Origin of the sequence: Streptomyces sp. NBC_00459 (genome assembly GCF_036013955.1) — a bacterium.
GTDB lineage: Bacteria > Actinomycetota > Actinomycetes > Streptomycetales > Streptomycetaceae > Streptomyces.
Map to the genome: position 1 here is coordinate 2,300,910 of NZ_CP107903.1, position 18,283 is coordinate 2,319,192.

Annotated in this window: 16 protein-coding genes and 1 tRNA gene; 8 read left to right on the forward strand and 9 right to left on the reverse strand. The window is 66.1% G+C overall.

Annotated features, from left to right (window positions below):
• Position 1: 1 nt before the first annotated feature.
• Genes cmlS through OHN74_RS10090 form a run of 6 tightly spaced genes read right to left on the reverse strand, consistent with a single transcriptional unit; the run spans position 2 to position 5,705 of the window.
• Positions 2 to 1,717: a chloramphenicol-biosynthetic FADH2-dependent halogenase CmlS gene (cmlS, locus tag OHN74_RS10065; protein ID WP_327694185.1), complete on the reverse strand. Its 1,716-nt coding sequence runs from the start codon at positions 1,715 to 1,717 to the stop codon at positions 2 to 4.
• A complete protein-coding gene (locus OHN74_RS10070) occupies positions 1,717 to 2,367 on the reverse strand; it encodes a hypothetical protein (RefSeq protein ID WP_327694186.1) in 651 nt (216 codons plus the stop codon). Before OHN74_RS10070 ends, cmlS begins: the two co-directional genes overlap by 1 nt.
• A complete protein-coding gene (locus OHN74_RS10075; RefSeq protein ID WP_327694187.1) occupies positions 2,364 to 3,746 on the reverse strand; it encodes an ANL family adenylate-forming protein in 1,383 nt (460 codons plus the stop codon). Before OHN74_RS10075 ends, OHN74_RS10070 begins: the two co-directional genes overlap by 4 nt.
• Entirely contained in the window at positions 3,747 to 4,433 is a 687-nt protein-coding gene (locus OHN74_RS10080) for an SDR family NAD(P)-dependent oxidoreductase (RefSeq protein WP_327694188.1), read from the reverse strand. It lies immediately after the preceding gene.
• A gap of 14 nt (positions 4,434 to 4,447) precedes the next feature.
• Entirely contained in the window at positions 4,448 to 5,347 is a 900-nt protein-coding gene (locus tag OHN74_RS10085; RefSeq protein ID WP_327694189.1) for a GNAT family N-acetyltransferase, read from the reverse strand.
• A 34-nt stretch (positions 5,348 to 5,381) separates the two neighbouring features.
• Positions 5,382 to 5,705: a hypothetical protein gene (locus tag OHN74_RS10090; protein ID WP_327694190.1), complete on the reverse strand. Its 324-nt coding sequence runs from the start codon at positions 5,703 to 5,705 to the stop codon at positions 5,382 to 5,384.
• Positions 5,706 to 6,495: 790 nt separating this feature from the next.
• Here OHN74_RS10090 and OHN74_RS10095 point away from each other — a divergent pair.
• The 5 genes from OHN74_RS10095 to OHN74_RS10115 all read left to right on the forward strand — a co-directional run bounded on the left by OHN74_RS10095 (position 6,496) and on the right by OHN74_RS10115 (position 12,102).
• Complete coding sequence (locus tag OHN74_RS10095) at positions 6,496 to 7,716, forward strand: branched-chain amino acid ABC transporter substrate-binding protein (protein WP_327694191.1); 1,221 nt, start codon at positions 6,496 to 6,498, stop codon at positions 7,714 to 7,716.
• Between the two features lie 106 nt (positions 7,717 to 7,822).
• The gene (locus OHN74_RS10100) at positions 7,823 to 8,752 is read left to right on the forward strand and encodes a branched-chain amino acid ABC transporter permease (RefSeq protein ID WP_327694192.1); all 930 of its coding nucleotides are present in this window, start codon (positions 7,823 to 7,825) and stop codon (positions 8,750 to 8,752) included.
• Between the two features lie 5 nt (positions 8,753 to 8,757).
• On the forward strand, positions 8,758 to 10,509 hold the full coding sequence (locus OHN74_RS10105) for a branched-chain amino acid ABC transporter permease (RefSeq protein ID WP_327694193.1): 1,752 nt from the start codon (positions 8,758 to 8,760) through the stop codon (positions 10,507 to 10,509).
• A 4-nt stretch (positions 10,510 to 10,513) separates the two neighbouring features.
• Complete coding sequence (locus OHN74_RS10110; protein ID WP_327694194.1) at positions 10,514 to 11,389, forward strand: ABC transporter ATP-binding protein; 876 nt, start codon at positions 10,514 to 10,516, stop codon at positions 11,387 to 11,389.
• Complete coding sequence (locus OHN74_RS10115; protein ID WP_327694195.1) at positions 11,386 to 12,102, forward strand: ABC transporter ATP-binding protein; 717 nt, start codon at positions 11,386 to 11,388, stop codon at positions 12,100 to 12,102. Before OHN74_RS10110 ends, OHN74_RS10115 begins: the two co-directional genes overlap by 4 nt.
• A 94-nt stretch (positions 12,103 to 12,196) precedes the next feature.
• On the opposite strand, the gene OHN74_RS10120 is transcribed toward OHN74_RS10115, so the two are convergent.
• A complete protein-coding gene (locus tag OHN74_RS10120) occupies positions 12,197 to 12,853 on the reverse strand; it encodes an ANTAR domain-containing response regulator (protein WP_327694196.1) in 657 nt (218 codons plus the stop codon).
• A 101-nt stretch (positions 12,854 to 12,954) separates the two neighbouring features.
• On the opposite strand from OHN74_RS10120, the gene OHN74_RS10125 reads away from it, so the two are divergent.
• Together OHN74_RS10125 and OHN74_RS10130 are read left to right on the forward strand one after the other, a co-directional pair.
• Positions 12,955 to 13,027 (forward strand) — tRNA-Leu (locus OHN74_RS10125).
• Between the two features lie 106 nt (positions 13,028 to 13,133).
• Positions 13,134 to 13,898 (forward strand): transcriptional regulator, encoded by a 765-nt coding sequence (locus OHN74_RS10130; protein ID WP_327694197.1) that lies wholly within the window; start codon positions 13,134 to 13,136, stop codon positions 13,896 to 13,898.
• A 52-nt stretch (positions 13,899 to 13,950) separates the two neighbouring features.
• Here the strand turns inward: OHN74_RS10130 and pyk are convergent, their stop codons facing one another.
• Positions 13,951 to 15,387, reverse strand: coding sequence for a pyruvate kinase (gene pyk / locus OHN74_RS10135; RefSeq protein WP_327694198.1), 1,437 nt, complete (start codon positions 15,385 to 15,387; stop codon positions 13,951 to 13,953).
• Between the two features lie 169 nt (positions 15,388 to 15,556).
• Positions 15,557 to 16,273 (reverse strand): SIMPL domain-containing protein, encoded by a 717-nt coding sequence (locus OHN74_RS10140; protein ID WP_327694199.1) that lies wholly within the window; start codon positions 16,271 to 16,273, stop codon positions 15,557 to 15,559.
• 159 nt (positions 16,274 to 16,432) lie between these two features.
• Here OHN74_RS10140 and OHN74_RS10145 point away from each other — a divergent pair, with 159 nt between their 5' ends.
• Positions 16,433 to 18,238, forward strand: a complete 1,806-nt coding sequence (locus tag OHN74_RS10145) for a bifunctional metallophosphatase/5'-nucleotidase (RefSeq protein ID WP_327694200.1) — start codon at positions 16,433 to 16,435, stop codon at positions 18,236 to 18,238.
• The last annotated feature ends 45 nt before the right edge of the window (positions 18,239 to 18,283 follow it).

Genomic DNA, 18,283 nt, shown 5'->3' on the forward strand with positions numbered 1-18,283 from the left:
CTCACACCTCGTACTCGACGCCCACGCCGTCGAAGCGCAGACGGTCCTGGATGAACACGGGTTCGTCGTTCTTGTCGAACCCGGAGAGCAGTCCCGCCTCCATCAGGCGGATGATGATCTGCGAGCTGAGTTCCTGCCTGCCGAGGTCACCGAGCTGGCGGATGACGTCCTTGTAGGGAACGGTCTCCTTCAGCAGGTTCTCGAAGACCTCGCGGTGGGACTCCTCCAGCGGCCACTTGATCATGTCGAGGCCGCTCTCGTTGGCGAGCACCTGCTTGGGTTCGAGGCGGAAGCTGGTCGACTCCACCTTGTAGTAGGAGTTCAGGCGGACCTCGGCGCCGTTCCACTGCAGCCGTTTGATGCGGTTGAGCTGCTTGGTGAGCTGGCCGATCCAGCGCACCCTGGCGACGTTGAGCTCGTCGTCGGTGAACTCGTCGCTCAACTCCTGGCGCTGGTGGCGGCCGATGGCGATCATCGTGGAGGCACGGTCCCGGAAGTCGGCGACCGACCAGTCGTCGCTCGCCTGATCGATCCGCACCAGCCGGTCGAACCAGGACTTGCGGCTGAGCCGGTCGTCGTCGGCCTCGCTGATCCGGCGCTTGACCCAGAACTCGGACTCCGGCTCGGTGAAGGAGGCGAAGGTGTAGAACGAGGCGAGGAACTCGTGGTACTGCTCGTAGGTTTCGCGGTACGTGCGGTTGTACCAGGCGTGTACGTCGTCGCGTTCGTCCTCGTGCTGCGTGATCCGGTCGATCGCGGCAGCGGCCGAGACGCCGGACTGGCTGGCGAGATGGACACCCTGGGAGAACAGCGGGTCGGTGAAGCAGGCCGCGTCACCGCAGAGGAAGAAGCGGTCCCGGGAGAACAGCTCGGACTCGTAGGACCAGTCGTGGACGATGCGGACCTCGTCGGTCATCTCGGCGCCGTCCAGGATGTCCATGGCCCGCTTCGCCTTGGCCAGGGTCTCGCGGTAGAAGCGGTCCGGGCCCAGTTCCTTCACCTCGGCCGCCTTGGAGCGGTCGACGACCAGGCCGACGCTGTACAGATCGCCCTTGAGCGGGATCATCCACACCCAGCCGTCCTCGAAGGTGATCGAGTACGTGGTGCCCTTCAGGTCGCCCTCGAACGGGTCGGGGCGCTTGAAGTACGACCAGATCGCGAAGTTCTTGTAGAACTCGTCGTAGCGCCGGATCTTGAGCTGGCGGGCCAGCGGGCTGTTCGCGCCACCGGCGTCGATGACGAAGTCGCTGGTCACCGTCCGCGGCGCGTCGTCCTGGCGCACGGTGAGCGTGACCGAGTCGCTGGCGGAGATGTCCACGTCGGTGACCGGGGTGCCCTCGTGCACGGGTATGCCGCGCTCGCGGACCTCGTCGACGAGAAGCTGGTCGAACTCCTCGCGCTTCACCTGGATGGCGTGGTCGAAGACCCACGGGGAGGTCTTGGGAGTGCTGAACGAGAACGTCCACGGCGCCTGGTCCTGTCCCCACAGGAAGGTGGCCGACGGCTTCTTCACAAAGCCGGCCGCGTCGATCTTCTCCTGGAGACCGAGCCGGTTGAGGATGGACAGCGTCCCGGGAAGAAAGGATTCGCCGATGCGGTAGCGGGGGAAGTGGTCGCGCTCGAAGACCTCGACGTCGTGGCCGAGCTTCTGCAGGGTCAGGGCGGCCACGCAGCCGGCGGGGCCCGCGCCGATGATGGAAACCTTCGCTCGCTTCACTACTGCTCTCCTCCAAGGGACTTGATGGACTTGATGCGGTTCGGCGCGATGTAGGAGAACCCGCTCGCGGCGTTGTCGAAGAGGTTGAGTCCTGCCTGGAAGCGGCAATCGCCGCCGATCACGACCTCGGGAGCCACCGTGCAGCTGAGCCCGAAGAAGTTGTCGTCACCCACCTCGACGCTGTTGCCGCAGTGGAAGTTGGGCGCGACGAAGTTGTTCGAGCCGAAGCCCGAGTGGTGGCCGAAAGTGCTGCGGTAGTTGACGACGTTGAAGTCACCGAACGTCGTGTTGACACCGACGTAGTTGTCCGGGCCGATGATGTTGCCCCTGCCGCGCAGCACGCCGGCGTCGACCCGCGAGGACGGGTGGACGATGTTCTCCGCCACCAGTCCGTGCTTGACGATGACCTCGTCGATCACCCTGCGTCGCCGGCCGACATCCGACAGGGCCAGCACCACGTGGGTGCCCGGCCGCGGCTCGAAGTCCTCCAGCGCGAGACACAGTTCGGCCGGTGCGTGCACCGCCTCCCCGTCCACCGACAGATACCGCTCGACGCGGTAGCCGTCGGGCGCGGCGGCGCTCACGTCATCGATGTACCGGGTGACCTCCAGAGCGAACTTTCCCGCACCGATGACGACAAGATCCCTCACGGCAGGATCCTCCTCTTCTTGAACCGTTCGGAGACGGCGAGTTCATCGACGACCTGCACCTTGGTGGGGATCTTGAACTGCTCCACCTTGCCGTCGAGGAAGTCCCGCACGTGTTTGCGCGCCTCTGCGCGGCTCAGCGGTCCGCTCGGCTTCAGATCGACGCAGACGGACTGGCCCGTGATGGAGTTGGGCCTGCCGTAGACCACGCAGTCGTCGATGAGGGGGCTGCCCAGGAGGATCGACTCCAGCTCCAGCGGGAGAACCTTCTCGCCGCCCACGTTGATGATCTCCTTGGCGCGGCCCTTGACCTTGAGGTATCCGTCCGCGTTCTCCTCGACGAGGTCGCCGGTGCGGAACCAGCCGTCCTCGGTGAGCGAGTCACTGGGGTAGTTGAGATACCCCATGAACTGCGTCCTGCTCTTGAGCTGCAACTCGCCCTCGACGATGCGGTATCGCACGTTCTCGTCGGAGATCTTGAAGTAGGTACTGCTCGACGACTCACTGGTGGTCGTCGAGATACCGGTCTCGCTGGTGCCGAACGTCTGCAGCAGCCGGGCGCGCGGGAAGGCCTCGTGCACGCGCCGCAGCAGTTCCTCGGGCATGGGCTCGGTGCCGTAGGTGATCAGCCGCAGGCTGGAGAGGTCGAACTTCTCCTGGTAGCCGCCGATGAGGATGAGGTTGAGAAAGGTGGGACTGGTGGGCAGCAGCCGGATGCCGTGCGTCTCGATCAGCGCGCAGATCTCGTCGGGTGTGCGACGGCCGGGTACGACCGCCGCGCCCCCGACCCTGAGGACCCCGAGCAGCGAGTTGACACCGCCGATGTGGTCGAAGAGCAGGAACATGAGGATGTGCGGCGGCTTCGCCCCGACCCGGGTGCCCGTGCCGACCTTCTCCTCGACGAGGGAGTCGAGGTTGTGCAGGATCGCCTTCGGCGCTCCGGTGCTGCCGCTGCTCAGCAGCACCAGCCCGGCCGCCCCGGACTCGATCAGCGGGCGGTAGGCGTCGCCGCCGCCGTCCTCGGACCCGGTCATGGGCTCGACGACGACGTCCTTCGCGTCCTCCCCGGCCGCTCCGACCCGTATGAGGTGACGGGGCCGGCACGACTCGGTGACCGTGGCGAGCGTGCTCTCCGTGAAAGTCACCACGGGCACCACGATGTTCCGGTTCAGATAGAGCGCGAGCAGCACGGCGATCGACCGGAACGAGAAGTCGGCGTTGAGGACGACGACGTCGTGCGACCGCACGCCGTGCTCGTCGAGCCGCTCCCGCACCCGCCGGATCTCTGCGACCAGTTCGCCGTACGAGTGTCGGGTGCCGCGGTCGAGGACGGCCGTGCGGTCCCCGAACTGCTCCAGTTTGCCGATGAGTTCACGGCGCATTCAGTTGACTCCCCCCAGGAAGAGCGTCTCGCCGGTCACGAACCCCGACCGCTGCGAGATCAGGAACTCGACGGGTCCGACGATGTCCGCCATCGTGCACATACGTTTGATCGCCTGCCGGGCGACGAGGGAGTCGACCATCCCCTCGGGAAGCGTGCGGGTGAGCACGGTCCGCACCGGCGGCAGGCCGATGCCGTTGACCCGGATGCCGAACCCGGCCAGCTCCTTGCTCATCACCCGCGTCAGCTGTTCCACCGCGCTCTTGCTCGCGGAGTAGACCAACTGCCCGTCCAGCGCCCACGGCACGGCGACGGTCGAGACGTTGAGAATCGCCGTCGACGCCTCAGGGCTCTTCTGGAGCAGCTTCGCCGCCTCCCGGCAGCAGTTGAGCACCGCGAAGAAGTTGAGGTCGAAGACGTCCCGGGCGACCGACTCCGGCGTCATCATGAAGTGGTTCATGTTCGACGTGCCGGCGTTGTTCACCAGGGCGTCCAGCCTGCCGAACTCCCGCCGTGTCTCACGGAACATGGACTTCAGCGCTCTTGTGTCGGTGAGATCCACCTCGTGGTGGCGGTAGTCGGGATGGTCGATGGTCGTCGGCTTTCTGCTGCATCCGACGACGGTGTGCCCCTGGGCGAGGAAGTGTTCGGCCAGGGCCCTGCCCACACCGGTTCGCGTACCGGTCACCAGAATGATCATGATCAGTGCAGCCGGTACCCGATCAGCAGGGGCAGGGTGCGCAGCGCCGGCCTGATGTCCTCGGCCTTCAGGTCCTTGGACTTGTACTGCGACGGCACCCCGCGCTTGACCACGCGGGTGAACGACGGCCTGCGCCCCTGCTCGATCGAATCGGCCACCTCGTCGTGGTCGATGACGACGAACGCCATCCCCAGCCGCAGACACCAGTACGTCCGCAGCCGGTCGACGGCGTCCAGCAGCATGGACTTGTTGCTGGCGTACAGGATCCTGCCGAACGGGACGAACCGGCGCAGACGCAGTCGTTTCAGCACGACGTACAGGTATTCGGTGCTCCCACTTCTGGTGATCAGGTAGTGGCGGCACTCGACGCTCTCGTGGTCGAGAAAGACCTTGCGGTCCGCTTCGTCCAGATGCTGGACGATCATGTGCTTGCGCGTCTCGACGCGGAAGCCACCGGACAGACTGCGCAGCGTCGGCACCGGCAGGAACTGAAGAACTTTTGTCTCCAGGTCCTCCCAGCCGAACTTCTTGCTGATGTCGTAGACAGTCTGTGTGGGTGTGTAATTGAGGAGGGTCGCCTTCCGGATGGACATGACCGGAAGAAAGAGCTTCAGACTCTCGTTCCGGTAATCGTCCTTCACATACCAGCTGTGAATCTCGCAGAATTTATGCCGCCGACCTCGGACATCCCGCTCGGTAAAGAGCGTACCAAGGAACCCTACAACCTCGTCACCCTCTTCCATGACATAGCCGTAGTAGCCCTCGTCGCCGCCCCAGACAGGCTGAAACATGCGCTTCCGTGACTCAAAAGGAATCCATGAAGAATTGAGAGTCGAGTCCCTGAGCAGGGGATAAACCTTGTGCAGGTCCTCCGCCACCGCTTTTCGCACCGTCACCGGCATTCGCACGCGCCTCCCCGCTCCGCACACTCCGCGATCAAGCCGCGGACCCCTGCCCGGACTCGGCGCCGGCCAGCTCCATCTCCTCCTCGATGAACTCGATCAGCCTGCCGACCCCGCTGAACGGGCTCACCCGCCGGGAAACGGCCTTCTCCGAGGTCAGCGAGATCTCGATGTCGTACTCGTCCTCGATGGCCTCCTCGATCAGCGTCAGGAAGTTGACCAGGTGCATCGAGTCGAAGACGCCGGAGTCCCCGTAGAGGCTGACATTGAGCAGGTCGTCGGTCGGGATCTTCTCGTCCCGGCGCTCATTGATCTCCCCGACGACATTGCCGATCAGTTCCAGAAGGCGATCGTTCACGGCTCAGTCCTTTACCTGTTGTCCTGACAGTCACTGCCGTGGGCTAGAACGGCACTTCAGGGCACGCCGAAGGGCACTCACAAGGAACCCAAGCGAGTTGCCGGACACTGAAGAACGAGTGCCTGCAGAACGAACGTTGACCAAGCAACGTGCCCCCGATTTCCCCCACCACCCCGTTGTGGCGATCGAACTCGCGACACATGAGTCAGCACGTTCGACGAACGAATTCTTGTACCGGGGCCAACCCGCTCACACCTGTGAGCATGTTACGGGAATGTAAAAAATATCCATCACCACACGCACCCTCGGCGTGAATACTGAATGACAGATTCCACATACTGCACCGAGCGTGATTCTCCGGGCGAAAGACTCCGCAATACCTCGGATCGCCCACCGGACGTAACGCTGCGTAACATGCTCGTAAAGGGAGATCCACTGCGCGCCGCAGGCATCGCCGCATACCACAGACCAGCTCCACGATCTTCTACGACCGATCCGCACGCCCCCGGCGACCCGCCCGCAGCCGGCACGACGACCCCCAACCGGAAGTGCGCGTTCTCACACTGTGGACGCCGGAAGAATGGGTTTCAGGCCAACTGGAAAACCCCCGCTTCGGCACGATGAGTTCCTTCATGCCATAACAAGAACATCACAAGCGGGGGGTCTCAGGTGACCCCGCCCAGATGCAGGCCTAGAGTCACCGCCAGTCACCGTTCCACCCGGGGGTTCGGTACCAGCGCGGGTCCACACCGTCCTACAGCGGACGACCCGCCCGCGGAAAGGACTGATCGTGCGACAGCGTTCTCTGGTGATCCTCACCTCCTTCATCACCACTGGAGCACTCGCGCTCACCGCCTGCGGATCGCGCGACGACAACAACGCGGGAGGCGACGACACGACAACCGTCGTGATCGGCGTCGACGCCCCGCTGACCGGCGCGAACTCAGCCACAGGCCTGGGCATCCAGTACGGCGTACAGATCGCCGTCGACGACGCCAACAAGAACAACCTCGTTCCCGGCGTCAAGTTCAAAGTCAAGGCACTGGACGACAAGGCGGTCCCCGCCAACGGCCAGCAGAACGCCACCTCCCTTGTCGCCGACAAGGACGTCCTGGGCGTCGTGGGCCCCCTGAACTCCGGCGTGGCCACCTCCATGCAGCAGGTGTTCGCCGCCGCCAACCTCGTGGAGATCTCCCCCTCCAACACCGCCCCCGAGCTCACCCAGGGCAAGAACTGGCAGACCAGCAAGGCGCGCCCGTACAAGACGTACTTCCGCACCGCCACCACCGACGCCCTCCAGGGCGGCTTCGCCGCCGACTACGCGTACACCACGCTCAAGAAGCGCAACGTGTACGTCGTCGACGACAAGCAGACCTACGGCGCCGGCCTGGCCAAGCTCTTCACCGCCGGCTTCAAGACCCTGGGCGGCAAGGTCGCCGGCACCGACCACGTCAACACCGGCGACAAGGACTTCGCCACCCTCGTCACGAAGATCAAGAACTCCGGCGCCGACCTGCTCTACTACGGCGGGCAGTACGACGAGTCCCAGATCCTCACCAAGCAGCTCAAGGACGCCGGCGCCAACATCCCGCTCTTCGGCGGTGACGGCATGTTCTCCGACACCTACATCACGACCGCCGGCAAGTCCGCCGAGGGCGACCTCGTCACCTCCGTCGGCGTCCCCGTCACCACCCTGCCCGCCGCCAAGGACTTCATCGCCACCTACAAGGCCAAGAAGTACCCCGGCGACTACGGCACCTACGGCGGCTACTCCTACGACGCCGCCACCGCCATCATCAAGGCCATCGGCAACGTCGTGAAGGACGGCAAGGTCCCCGACGACGCCCGCGCCCAGGTCGTCGCCGAGGTCCAGAAGTCCAACTTCGACGGCGTCTCCGGCAAGGTCTCCTTCGACGAGTTCGGCGACACCACCAACAAGCAGCTCACCGTGTACCAGGTCAAGGACGGCAAGTGGGACCCCGTCAAGAGCGGAACCTACAACCCCTCCTGACACCGGACACGAGCACTGGCGCAACCCCTGGGCCGCGCGGCCGTCACCACTCCACCGCGCGGCCCGTCCACATTCCAGTACCACTCCCACCCATGGAGGCCACGCGGTGAACACGCTGCCGCAGCAGCTGGCCAACGGGCTGTTCCTCGGCTCGATGTACGGGCTGATCGCCGTCGGTTACACGATGGTGTACGGCATCGTCCAGCTCATCAACTTCGCCCACGGCGAGATTTTCATGACCGGCGGTTTCGGCGCACTCACGGTCTACCTGACCCTGCCCGCCGGCACATCCATGTGGGTCGCGCTCCCCCTCATGATCCTCGGCGGCGCGCTCGTCTCCACCCTCATCGCCGTAGGAGCCGAACGGTTCGCCTATCGCCCACTGCGCGGCGCACCCATCCTGGCCCCCCTCATCACCGCCATCGGGCTCTCGCTCGCCCTGCAGCAGGCGGTCTTCAACTGGTTCCCCAACGCCAAGTCCGCCCGCGTCTTCCCCCAGCTGCCGATCGGCCCCTACCACCTCGGTGACATCCGCATCCAGAGCGGCGACCTCTTCCTCATCGTCATCGCCCCCCTCTGTATGGCGGCCCTGGCCTTCTTCGTCCGGCTCTCCCGCACCGGACGCGCCATGCAGGCCACCGCCCAGGACCCCGACACCGCGCAGCTCATGGGCATCGACACCAACCGCATGATCGCGACCGCGTTCGCCATCGGCGGCCTCTTCGCCGGCATCGCAGGCGTCGCCTTCGGCCTCAAATACGGCTCCGTCCAGTACGACATGGGCTTCCAGGCCGGCCTGCACGCCTTCACCGCCGCCGTACTCGGCGGCATCGGAAACGTATACGGCGCCATGCTCGGCGGCGTCGTCCTCGGCCTCGCCGAAGCCATGGCCACCGCCTACGTCTCCGAAATCCCCGGCATGCAGCAACTCGGCGGCCAGGGCTGGGCCTCCGTCTGGGCCTTCGTGCTCCTCATCCTGGTCCTGCTGCTACGGCCACAAGGCCTGCTCGGCGAACGCGTAGCGGACAGGGCGTGATCACCATGACCAACGCCCCGCTCATCCCGCTGCCCCGACCCGCCGCCCGGCTCCTCCTCGCCGGCGGCGGCATCGCCACCATCGTCAGCACCTTCCTGTCCTGGACCTGGACCTCCGAATTCCCCGGCGACCTCACCGTCTACGGCTACCCCGCCGGACTCCAGGTCCTCGCACTCGTCGCCGGAGCACTCACCCTGCTCTTCTCGCTCACCCTGTGGGACGTACGCGGCCTGCGCTGGATCAACCCCGCCGGCGCCACCTCCCCGTACCTCCTCATCGCACTCTCCGGCTTCGCCGTCTGCTGGTACACCGCCATCGCCATCGCGGTGAACCTCGGCGGAGTCGTCAACCTCGACCCCGGCGCCTACGTGGCCATGATCGCCTCGGCGCTCCCGGTGATCGGCGCCCTGGCCCTGCCCCGCCCCGGCGACACGGTCAAGGCCTACCTCACCAAGCCCGACCAGCCCGCGCCCAAGAGCAAGCTCTCCGCCTGGGCCGAACACCTGGTCATCACCCTCGGCGTCACCCTCGCCCTCATCACCTTCACCTACGGCATCGGCGTCGACGACGAGGAGAGCGAGACCTTCATCGGGTTCTTCCTCCTCGTCGTCCTCGCCACCTGGGCGCTCATCCACGCCGGACAACTCGACCGGTTCTCCGCCCTGTGCGCCCACCACAAGGGCTTCGCCACCGCCATGGCGTTCGCCGCCGCGGTGATCTTCCCGTTCACCCAGAACGACGACCACAACGCCAACCTCGGCGTCAACATCCTCATCTTCGGAACCGTCGCCCTCGGCCTCAACATCGTCGTCGGCCTCACCGGACTCCTCGACCTCGGCTACGTCGCCTTCCTCGGCGTCGGCGCCTACGCCGCGGCCCTCGTCTCCGGCTCCGAGTACTCCCGCTTCTCCGGCACCCAACTCCCCTTCTGGGCCGCCGCCCTCGTCGGCATGGGCGCCTCACTCGTCTTCGGCGTCCTCATCGGCGCCCCCACCCTGCGGCTGCGCGGCGACTACCTCGCCATCGTCACCATCGGCTTCGGTGAGATCTTCCGCATCGCCGTCAACAACCTCGACGGCTCCTCCGGACCCGACATCACCAACGGGCCCGACGGCATCCCGGCCATCCCCGACCTCGAAATGTTCGGGTTCAACTTCGGGAGCCCGCACGAAATCGCGGGATTCACCCTCGGCCGGTTCGCCAACTACTTCTTCCTGATGCTCCTCGTCACCGCGATCGTGGTCCTCGTCTTCACCCGGGCCGCCGACTCCCGCATCGGCCGCTCCTGGATCGCCATCCGCGAGGACGAGACCGCCGCCGTCGCCATGGGCATCAACGGCTTCCGCGTCAAGCTCATCGCGTTCGCACTCGGCGCCTCACTGGCCGGTCTCGCCGGCACCGTCAGCGCCCACGTCACCTACAGCGTCGTACCGACGCCGTACCAGTTCGCCGGCTCCTCACCGCCCAACTCCGCGTTCCTCCTCGCCGCCGTCGTCCTCGGCGGCATGGGAACCGTGAGCGGCCCCATCGTCGGCGCCTCCCTGCTCTACCTCATCCCCGAAAAGCTCACCTTCCTCAAGGAATACGAGCTCCTGGCCTTCGGTATCGCGCTCATCCTCCTCATGCGCTTCCGCCCCGAAGGACTCATCGCCAACCGGCGCCGCCAGCTCGAATTCCACGAAACCGGCCAACTCGACGTGCCCGACACACCGAGCCTGCCCGACAGCACCATCGGCGTCACAAAGGCAGGGGCGTGACCGCATGACCACCGCAACCACCACCCCGGTCCTCCAGGCCCAGGGCGTCACCATGCGCTTCGGCGGCCTGACCGCCGTACGCTCCGTCGACTTCACCGTCAACAGCGGCGAGATCGTCGGCCTCATCGGCCCCAACGGCGCCGGCAAGACCACCTTCTTCAACTGCCTCACCGGCCTCTACGTCCCCACCGAGGGCACCGTCGCCTACAAGGGAACGGTCCTCCCGCCCAAACCCCACCTGGTGACGCAGGCGGGCATCGCACGCACCTTCCAGAACATCCGCCTCTTCGCGAACATGACCGTCCTGGAAAACGTGCTCGTCGGCCGCCACACCCGCACCAAGGAAGGCCTCTGGTCCGCCCTCCTGCGCGGCCCCGGCTTCCGCAAGGCCGAAAAGGCCAGCGCCGAACGCTCCATGGAACTCCTCGAGTTCATCGGCCTCGCCCACAAGCACGACCACCTCGCCCGCAACCTGCCCTACGGCGAACAGCGCAAGCTCGAAATCGCCCGGGCACTGGCCAGCGAACCCGGCCTGCTCCTGCTCGACGAACCGACCGCCGGCATGAACCCCCAGGAAACGCGGGCCACCGAAGAGCTCGTCTTCGCGATCCGCGACATGGGCATCGCCGTCCTCGTCATCGAGCACGACATGCGCTTCATCTTCAACCTCTGCGACCGCGTCGCCGTCCTCGTCCAGGGCGAGAAACTCGTCGAAGGCACGTCCGAGGTCGTCCAGGCCGACGAACGCGTCATCGCCGCCTACCTCGGCGAACCCTTCGAAGGCGCCCCCGGAGAAGCAGAGGCCGCGGAGGTGGCAGCCGCCGAGGCCGCCGCCGACGCGGAGAGCACCGCCGGCATCACCAAGGGAGAGACCCAGTGACCGCACTGCTGGAGGTCGAAGACCTCAGGGTGGCCTACGGCAAGATCGAAGCCGTCAAGGGCATCTCCTTCAGCGTCGAAGCCGGCCAGGTCGTCACCCTGATCGGCACCAACGGCGCCGGCAAGACCACCACCCTGCGCACACTGTCCGGGCTGCTCAAGCCCACCTCGGGCAAGATCCTCTTCGACGGCAAACCCCTCACCGGAGTCCCCGCACACAAGATCGTCGCCCTCGGACTCGCCCACTCCCCCGAGGGCCGGCACATCTTCCCCCGCCTCACCATCGCCGAGAACCTCCATCTCGGCGCCTTCCTCCGCAAGGACAAGGAAGGCATCGAGAAGGACATCAAGCGCGCCTACGACCTCTTCCCCATCCTCGGGGAGCGCAGGAAGCAGGCCGCGGGAACCCTCTCCGGCGGCGAACAGCAGATGCTCGCCATGGGCCGCGCCTTGATGTCCCAGCCCAAACTGCTCATGCTCGACGAGCCCTCCATGGGCCTCTCCCCGATCATGATGCAGAAGATCATGGCGACGATCGCCGAGCTGAAGTCGACGGGCACGACGATCCTGCTGGTCGAGCAGAACGCCCAGGCGGCACTGTCGTTGGCCGACCAGGGTCACGTCATGGAGGTCGGCAACATCGTCCTCTCCGGCACCGGCCAGGACCTCATCCACGACGAGTCCGTACGCAAGGCGTACCTCGGCGAGGACTGAGTCCTTCGACGGCACGTACGAGGAGGGCCCGCACCCCGGCCGGGGTGCGGGCCCTCCTCGTACCGGTACGTCGATACGTCCGTACGTGGCCGCGTCAGCCCTTGGCGGCCTTCTTCTCCTCGGCGTCCGCGATGACCGCCTCGGCGACCTGCTGCATGGACATGCGCCGGTCCATCGACGTCTTCTGGATCCACCGGAACGCGGCGGGCTCGGACAGGCCGTACTCCGTCTGCAGGACCGACTTCGCGCGGTCGACGAGCTTGCGGGTCTCCAGCCTCAGGGTGAGATCCGCGATCTCCTTCTCCAGCGTGCGCAGCTCGTTGAACCGCGACACCGCCATCTCGATCGCCGGCACGACGTCGCTCTTGCTGAACGGCTTCACGAGGTACGCCATGGCACCGGCGTCCCGGGCCCGCTCGACGAGGTCGCGCTGCGAGAAGGCGGTCAGCATCAGCACCGGCGCGATGGACTCCTCGGCGATCTTCTCGGCCGCCGAGATGCCGTCGAGCTTCGGCATCTTCACATCGAGGATCACGAGGTCGGGCCGGTGCTTACGGGCAAGCTCCACGGCCTCCTCCCCGTCACCGGCCTCGCCGACGACGGAGTAGCCCTCTTCTTCGAGCATTTCCTTGAGATCCAGCCGAATGAGCGCCTCGTCCTCGGCAATGACGACACGGGTCGTCAGCGGAGGCACGTGCGACTTGTCGTCGTCGGGCGCGTCTGCGGGCTGGGGCGACTCGGGGGCGGTCACGGGGGCTCCTTGATCAGGGCAGGGGTGCTGCTGACAAGAGCGTACCCAGCTGCGGTATGGTGGTGTCACGGCGGGTGACCGCTGACCTTCGTTTCGAAGGGGCCCCGGTAGCCCAGCGGTAGAGGCCATGGATTCAAAACCCATCCAGCGTCGGTTCGAATCCGACTCGGGGCACTTTTCCTTGGATTGCAAGGCAGGCTAGAGAAAGCGGATGTTCTCATTCTAGTGAACATCCGCTTTTTGCTGCGTGTCGACGCGGCCAAACGCTCAGTGTGTCCACATGTACGACATTGGCACTCGTGAGCGAGCCCTGGTGCTGGTGGGTCAGGGACGCAGTCTGAACTCCGTCAGCAAAGAGACGGGGATATCCCGGGCCGCGATCCGCTCCTGGCAGACGCGCATCGACCCGTTACCGCGTATGCGGGTGAGCCCGTGCGTCCGATGCCGGCCCGTCCCGAGCCATCCCGAGGACACAGCCGCCTATTCCTACCTCCTCGGCCTGTATCTCGGTGACGGGTGCATCAGCCCCCATCCGCGTTCGGGGCACTACTTGCGCATCGCGTGCGCGGACGCGTGGCCCGGTCTGATCGACGCGTGCGAGGCGGCCGTACAGACACTCAACCCGGGAAAACGTACGTATCGAGTGCAAGCCCAGGGCTGCGTTTCCGTGGTCGGCTACAGCGCCCACTGGCCCTGCTTGTTCCCTCAGCACGGGCCTGGCAAGAAGCATGAGCGCCGGATCGTTCTCGACGACTGGCAGCAGACGATCGTCGACGCGCATCCGTGGGAGTTCATCCGGGGACTCGTCCACTCCGACGGCTGCCGAATCACCAACTGGACCGAGAAGGTCATCGCCGGTGAACGCAAGCGCTACGAATATCCGCGCTACTTCTTCACGAACCTCTCGTCCGACATCAGGCGGCTCTACACCGACACCCTCGACAAGGTCGGAGTCGATTGGAGACGGCCGAACGCCAAGAACATCTCCGTAGCCCGCAAAGCCTCCGTAGCCCTCATGGACACCCACGTGGGCCCCAAGCACTGAACCGAAAAGGGCCCCTCCACCCGGCGGTTTCTAGGGGCCCTTCGCTCGACGTCTACTTGGGGCTGTCGTCCTCGCCGATGTGGTGGACCCGGACCAGGTTGGTGGAGCCGGAGACGCCGGGCGGGGAGCCTGCCGTGATCACCACCACGTCGCCCTTCCGGCAGCGGCCGTACTTCAGGAGCAGTTCGTCCACCTGGTCGACCATCGCGTCCGTGGAGTCGACGTGCGGGCCCAGGAACGTCTCCACGCCCCACGTCAGCGTCAGCTGGGACCGCGTCGCCGGGTCCGGGGTGAAGGCCAGGAGCGGGATCGGGGACCTGTACCGGGACAGCCGCTTCACCGTGTCGCCGCTCTGGGTGAACGCCACGAGGAACTTCGCGCCGAGGAAGTCGCCCATCTCGGCCGCCGCGCGGGCCACCGCGCCGCCCTGGGTGCGGGGCTTGTTGCGTTCCGTCAGTGGCGGGAGGCCCTTGGCCAGGATGTCCTCCTCGGCCGCTTCCACGATCTTCGCCATCGTACGGACCGTCTCGACGGCGTACTTGCCCACACTCGTCTCGCCGGACAGCATCACCGCGTCGGTGCCGTCGATGACCGCGTTCGCGACGTCCGACGCCTCGGCCCTGGTCGGGCGGGAGTTCTCGATCATCGAGTCCAGCATCTGCGTGGCGACGATGACCGGCTTGGCGTTGCGCTTCGCCAGCTTGATCGCGCGCTTCTGGACGATGGGGACCTGCTCCAGGGGCATTTCGACGCCGAGGTCGCCGCGGGCGACCATGATGCCGTCGAAGGCGGCGACGATGTCGTCGATCGCTTCGACCGCCTGCGGCTTCTCGACCTTGGCGATGACCGGGACGCGGCGGTGCTCCTCGTCCATGATGCGGTGGACGTCCTCGATGTCGCGTCCGCTGCGTACGAAGGACAGTGCGATGACGTCGAAGCCGGTGCGCAGCGCCCAGCGCAGGTCCGCCTCGTCCTTGTCGGAGAGGGCGGGGACCGACACCGCCACGCCGGGGAGGTTGAGGCCCTTGTGGTCGGAGATCACTCCGCCTTCGACGACCGTGGTGTGGACGCGGGGTCCGTCGACGGCGGTGACTTCGAGGCAGACCTTGCCGTCGTCGACGAGGATGCGTTCGCCGGGGGTGACGTCGGTGGCGAGACCCGCGTAGGTGGTTCCGCAGGTCTGCTGGTCGCCTTCGACGCCTTCCTCGACGGTGATGGTGAAGGTGTCGCCGCGTTCGAGGAGTACGGGGCCTTCGGCGAAGCGGCCGAGTCGGATCTTCGGGCCTTGAAGGTCGGCGAGGAGGCCGATGCTGCGGCCGGTTTCGTCGGCGGCCTTGCGGACGTGCTGGTAACGCACCTCGTGTTCGGCGTAGCTGCCGTGGCTGAGGTTGAAGCGGGCTACGTCCATTCCGGCATCGACCAGTGCTTTGATCTGGTCGTACGAGTCGGTGGCGGGGCCCAGGGTACAGACGATCTTTGCTCGACGCATACTTCGAGCGTAGGCCTTACCGGTGGGTAGCGAATTGGCCCTGCATGACTACTCAACAACCTTTGCGTGAAGGGTTATTGACAACTGTTGAATTGCGCGCGGGGTTGCTCCGATGAGCATTTCAGTGGCCTGTTCACAGTCCTGTTCACGGGCCTGTTCGCCGCCCTTTTCACAGCTGTGGCGGCACCATCGTGAAGCGGGCGTTCACCTGTGCGTAGACCCGTTGCCGCTGCGGTTCCAGGTCGAGTGGTGCCGCCTCGTCCGCGACCTCGGCGCCGGCGAAGGACGCGCGGTTCAGGGAGCGGGTCCGGCCCTCGTACCCCATGGGCTGTGCGGCCTCGGCGCCCACGTCCGCCAGCTCCACCAGGGCCGCCAGCGAGGTGCCCAGGGCTTCCGCGTACTCGCGGGCCCGTTGCACCGCCTCCCGTACCGCCTGTCGGCGGGCGTCGCGGTGGGCCGGGGAGTCGGGGCGCAGGGCCCACCAGGGGCCGTCGACCCCGGTGAGGTCCAGGTCGGCGAGTTTGCTGGTCAGTTCGCCGAGGGCGGTGAAGTCGGTGAGTTCGGCGGTGAGGTGGACACGTCCGTGGTAGGCGCGGACGCGTTCGCCGCGGCCGTGCTTGGTGAGTTCCGGGGCGATGGAGAAGGCTCCGGTTTCCAGGCGTTCAACTGCTTCGCCGTAGGTCTTCACGAGGTCCAGGACGGTGGCGTTGCGGCGGGTCAGGTCGTCCAGTGCCGAGCGGCGGTCCGTGCCCCTTGCGCCGATCGTGATGCCGATACGGGCGATCTCGGGGTCGACTTCGAGGTGGGCTTCGCCGCGGACGGCGATGCGGGGGGCGTCCGGGGTGCCGTAGGGGACGGCGGTGGGGTGCTCCGGGCTGGAGGTCATACGCCCCACTCTGTCACTCGCAGGGCGGTTGCGGACCGTGTTCCGGAGGCTGCGGCGTCTGCCGGTCACCAGATCGAAACCTTCGGGGGCTGTTGCCGCCGGTCATGCGCGGGTCAGAATCTACGCGCGTCGTTGACCATTCCCCGAGGAGCCCGAAACATGCCGTTGAACCGCAGGAAGTTCCTGAAGAAGTCCGCTGTGACCGGGGCGGGGGCGGCGTTGACCAGTGCTGTCGTGGCTCCGGCGGCGCAGGCCGCGGAGGCGAAGAAGCCCGCGAAGCCCGGGAAGCGGTACTCCCTGACCGTGATGGGCACGACCGACCTGCACGGTCACATCTTCAACTGGGACTACTTCAAGAACGCGGAGTACTCCGACGCGAAGGGCAACGCGCAGGGGCTGGCCCGTATCTCGACGCTGGTGGAGCAGGTCCGCAAGGAGAAGGGGCGTTGCAACACGCTGCTGCTCGACGCGGGTGACACGATTCAGGGCACTCCGCTGACGTACTACTACGCGAAGGTCGACCCGATCACCGCCAAGGGTGGTCCGGTGCACCCGATGGCGCAGGCGATGAACGCCATCGGGTACGACGCTGTGGCGCTCGGCAACCACGAGTTCAACTACGGCATCGAGACGCTGCGCAAGTTCGAGTCGCAGTGCCGTTTCCCGCTGCTGGGGGCGAACGCGCTGGACGCGAAGACGCTGAAGCCCGCCTTCCCTCCGTACTTCATGAAGACGTTCCAGGTGAAGGGCGCGCCGCCGGTCAAGGTGGCTGTGCTGGGGCTGACGAACCCGGGTATCGCGATCTGGGACAAGGCGTATGTGCAGGGGAAGCTGACGTTCCCGGGTCTGGAGGAGCAGGCGGCGAAGTGGGTGCCGAAGCTGCGCTCGATGGGCGCGGACGTGGTGGTCGTGTCGGCGCACTCGGGGTCGTCGGGGACTTCTTCGTACGGTGACCAGCTGCCGTACGTCGAGAACTCGGCGGCGCTGGTGGCGCAGCAGGTGCCGGGTATCGACGCGATTCTGGTCGGGCACGCGCACACGGAGATCGCCGAGCTGAAGGTCACGAACACGGCGACCGGCAAGACGGTGGTGCTGTCGGAGCCGCTGGCGTATGCGGAGCGGTTGTCGCTGTTCGACGTCGAGCTGGTCTTCGAGAAGGGCAAGTGGGCTGTCGAGTCGGTCTCGGCGACCGTGCGTGACTCGAAGACGGTCGCGGACGACCCGAAGATCACGAAGCTGCTGAAGGACGAGCACGACGTCGTCGTGGCGTACGTCAACCAGGTGGTCGGTACGGCGACGGCCACGTTGACGACGGTGGAGGCGCGTTACAAGGACGCTCCGATCATCGACCTGATCACGAAGGTCCAGGAGGACGTCGTGAGGGCGGCGCTGGTGGGGACGTCGTATGCGTCGCTGCCGGTGATCGCGCAGGCGTCGCCGTTCTCGCGGACGTCGGCGATCCCGGCCGGCGAGGTGACGATCCGGGATCTGTCGAGTCTGTACGTGTACGACAACACGCTGGTCGCGAAGTTGCTGACGGGCGCGCAGGTGCGGGCGTACCTGGAGTACTCGGCGCAGTACTTCGTGCAGACGGCGGCGGGCGCGGCGGTCGACGTGGAGAAGCTGACGAACGCGGGTGGGCGGCCGGACTACAACTACGACTACGTGTCGGGGCTGACCTATGACATCGACATCGCGCAGGCGGCCGGTTCGCGGATCAGGAACCTGGCCTACAACGGTGTCGCGCTGGACGACGCGCAGCAGTTCGTGTTCGCGGTGAACAACTACCGTGCCAACGGTGGTGGGGCGTTCCCGCATGTGGCGGCGGCGCAGGAGTTGTGGTCGGAGTCGACGGAGATCCGTACGCGGATCTCCGAGTGGGTGACGGCGAAGGGTGTGCTGGATCCGAAGGAGTTCGCTTCGGTGGACTGGAAGTTGACGCGCGACGGTACGCCGGTGTTCTAGTCGGCGGTTTCCGGTAGGAGGTCTCCGGTGGGCGGCGGGTTGCCC

Coding starts and splice junctions, on each gene's coding strand:
- pyk (WP_327694198.1), bottom strand. CDS start 15,387: ATGCGTCGAGCAAAGATCGTCTGTACCCTGGGCCCCGCCACCGACTCG.
- OHN74_RS10110 (WP_327694194.1), top strand. CDS start 10,514: ATGACCACCGCAACCACCACCCCGGTCCTCCAGGCCCAGGGCGTCACC.
- OHN74_RS10140 (WP_327694199.1), bottom strand. CDS start 16,273: ATGACCTCCAGCCCGGAGCACCCCACCGCCGTCCCCTACGGCACCCCG.
- OHN74_RS10075 (WP_327694187.1), bottom strand. CDS start 3,746: ATGCGCCGTGAACTCATCGGCAAACTGGAGCAGTTCGGGGACCGCACG.
- OHN74_RS10105 (WP_327694193.1), top strand. CDS start 8,758: ATGACCAACGCCCCGCTCATCCCGCTGCCCCGACCCGCCGCCCGGCTC.
- OHN74_RS10130 (WP_327694197.1), top strand. CDS start 13,134: ATGTACGACATTGGCACTCGTGAGCGAGCCCTGGTGCTGGTGGGTCAG.
- OHN74_RS10085 (WP_327694189.1), bottom strand. CDS start 5,347: ATGCCGGTGACGGTGCGAAAAGCGGTGGCGGAGGACCTGCACAAGGTT.
- OHN74_RS10145 (WP_327694200.1), top strand. CDS start 16,433: ATGCCGTTGAACCGCAGGAAGTTCCTGAAGAAGTCCGCTGTGACCGGG.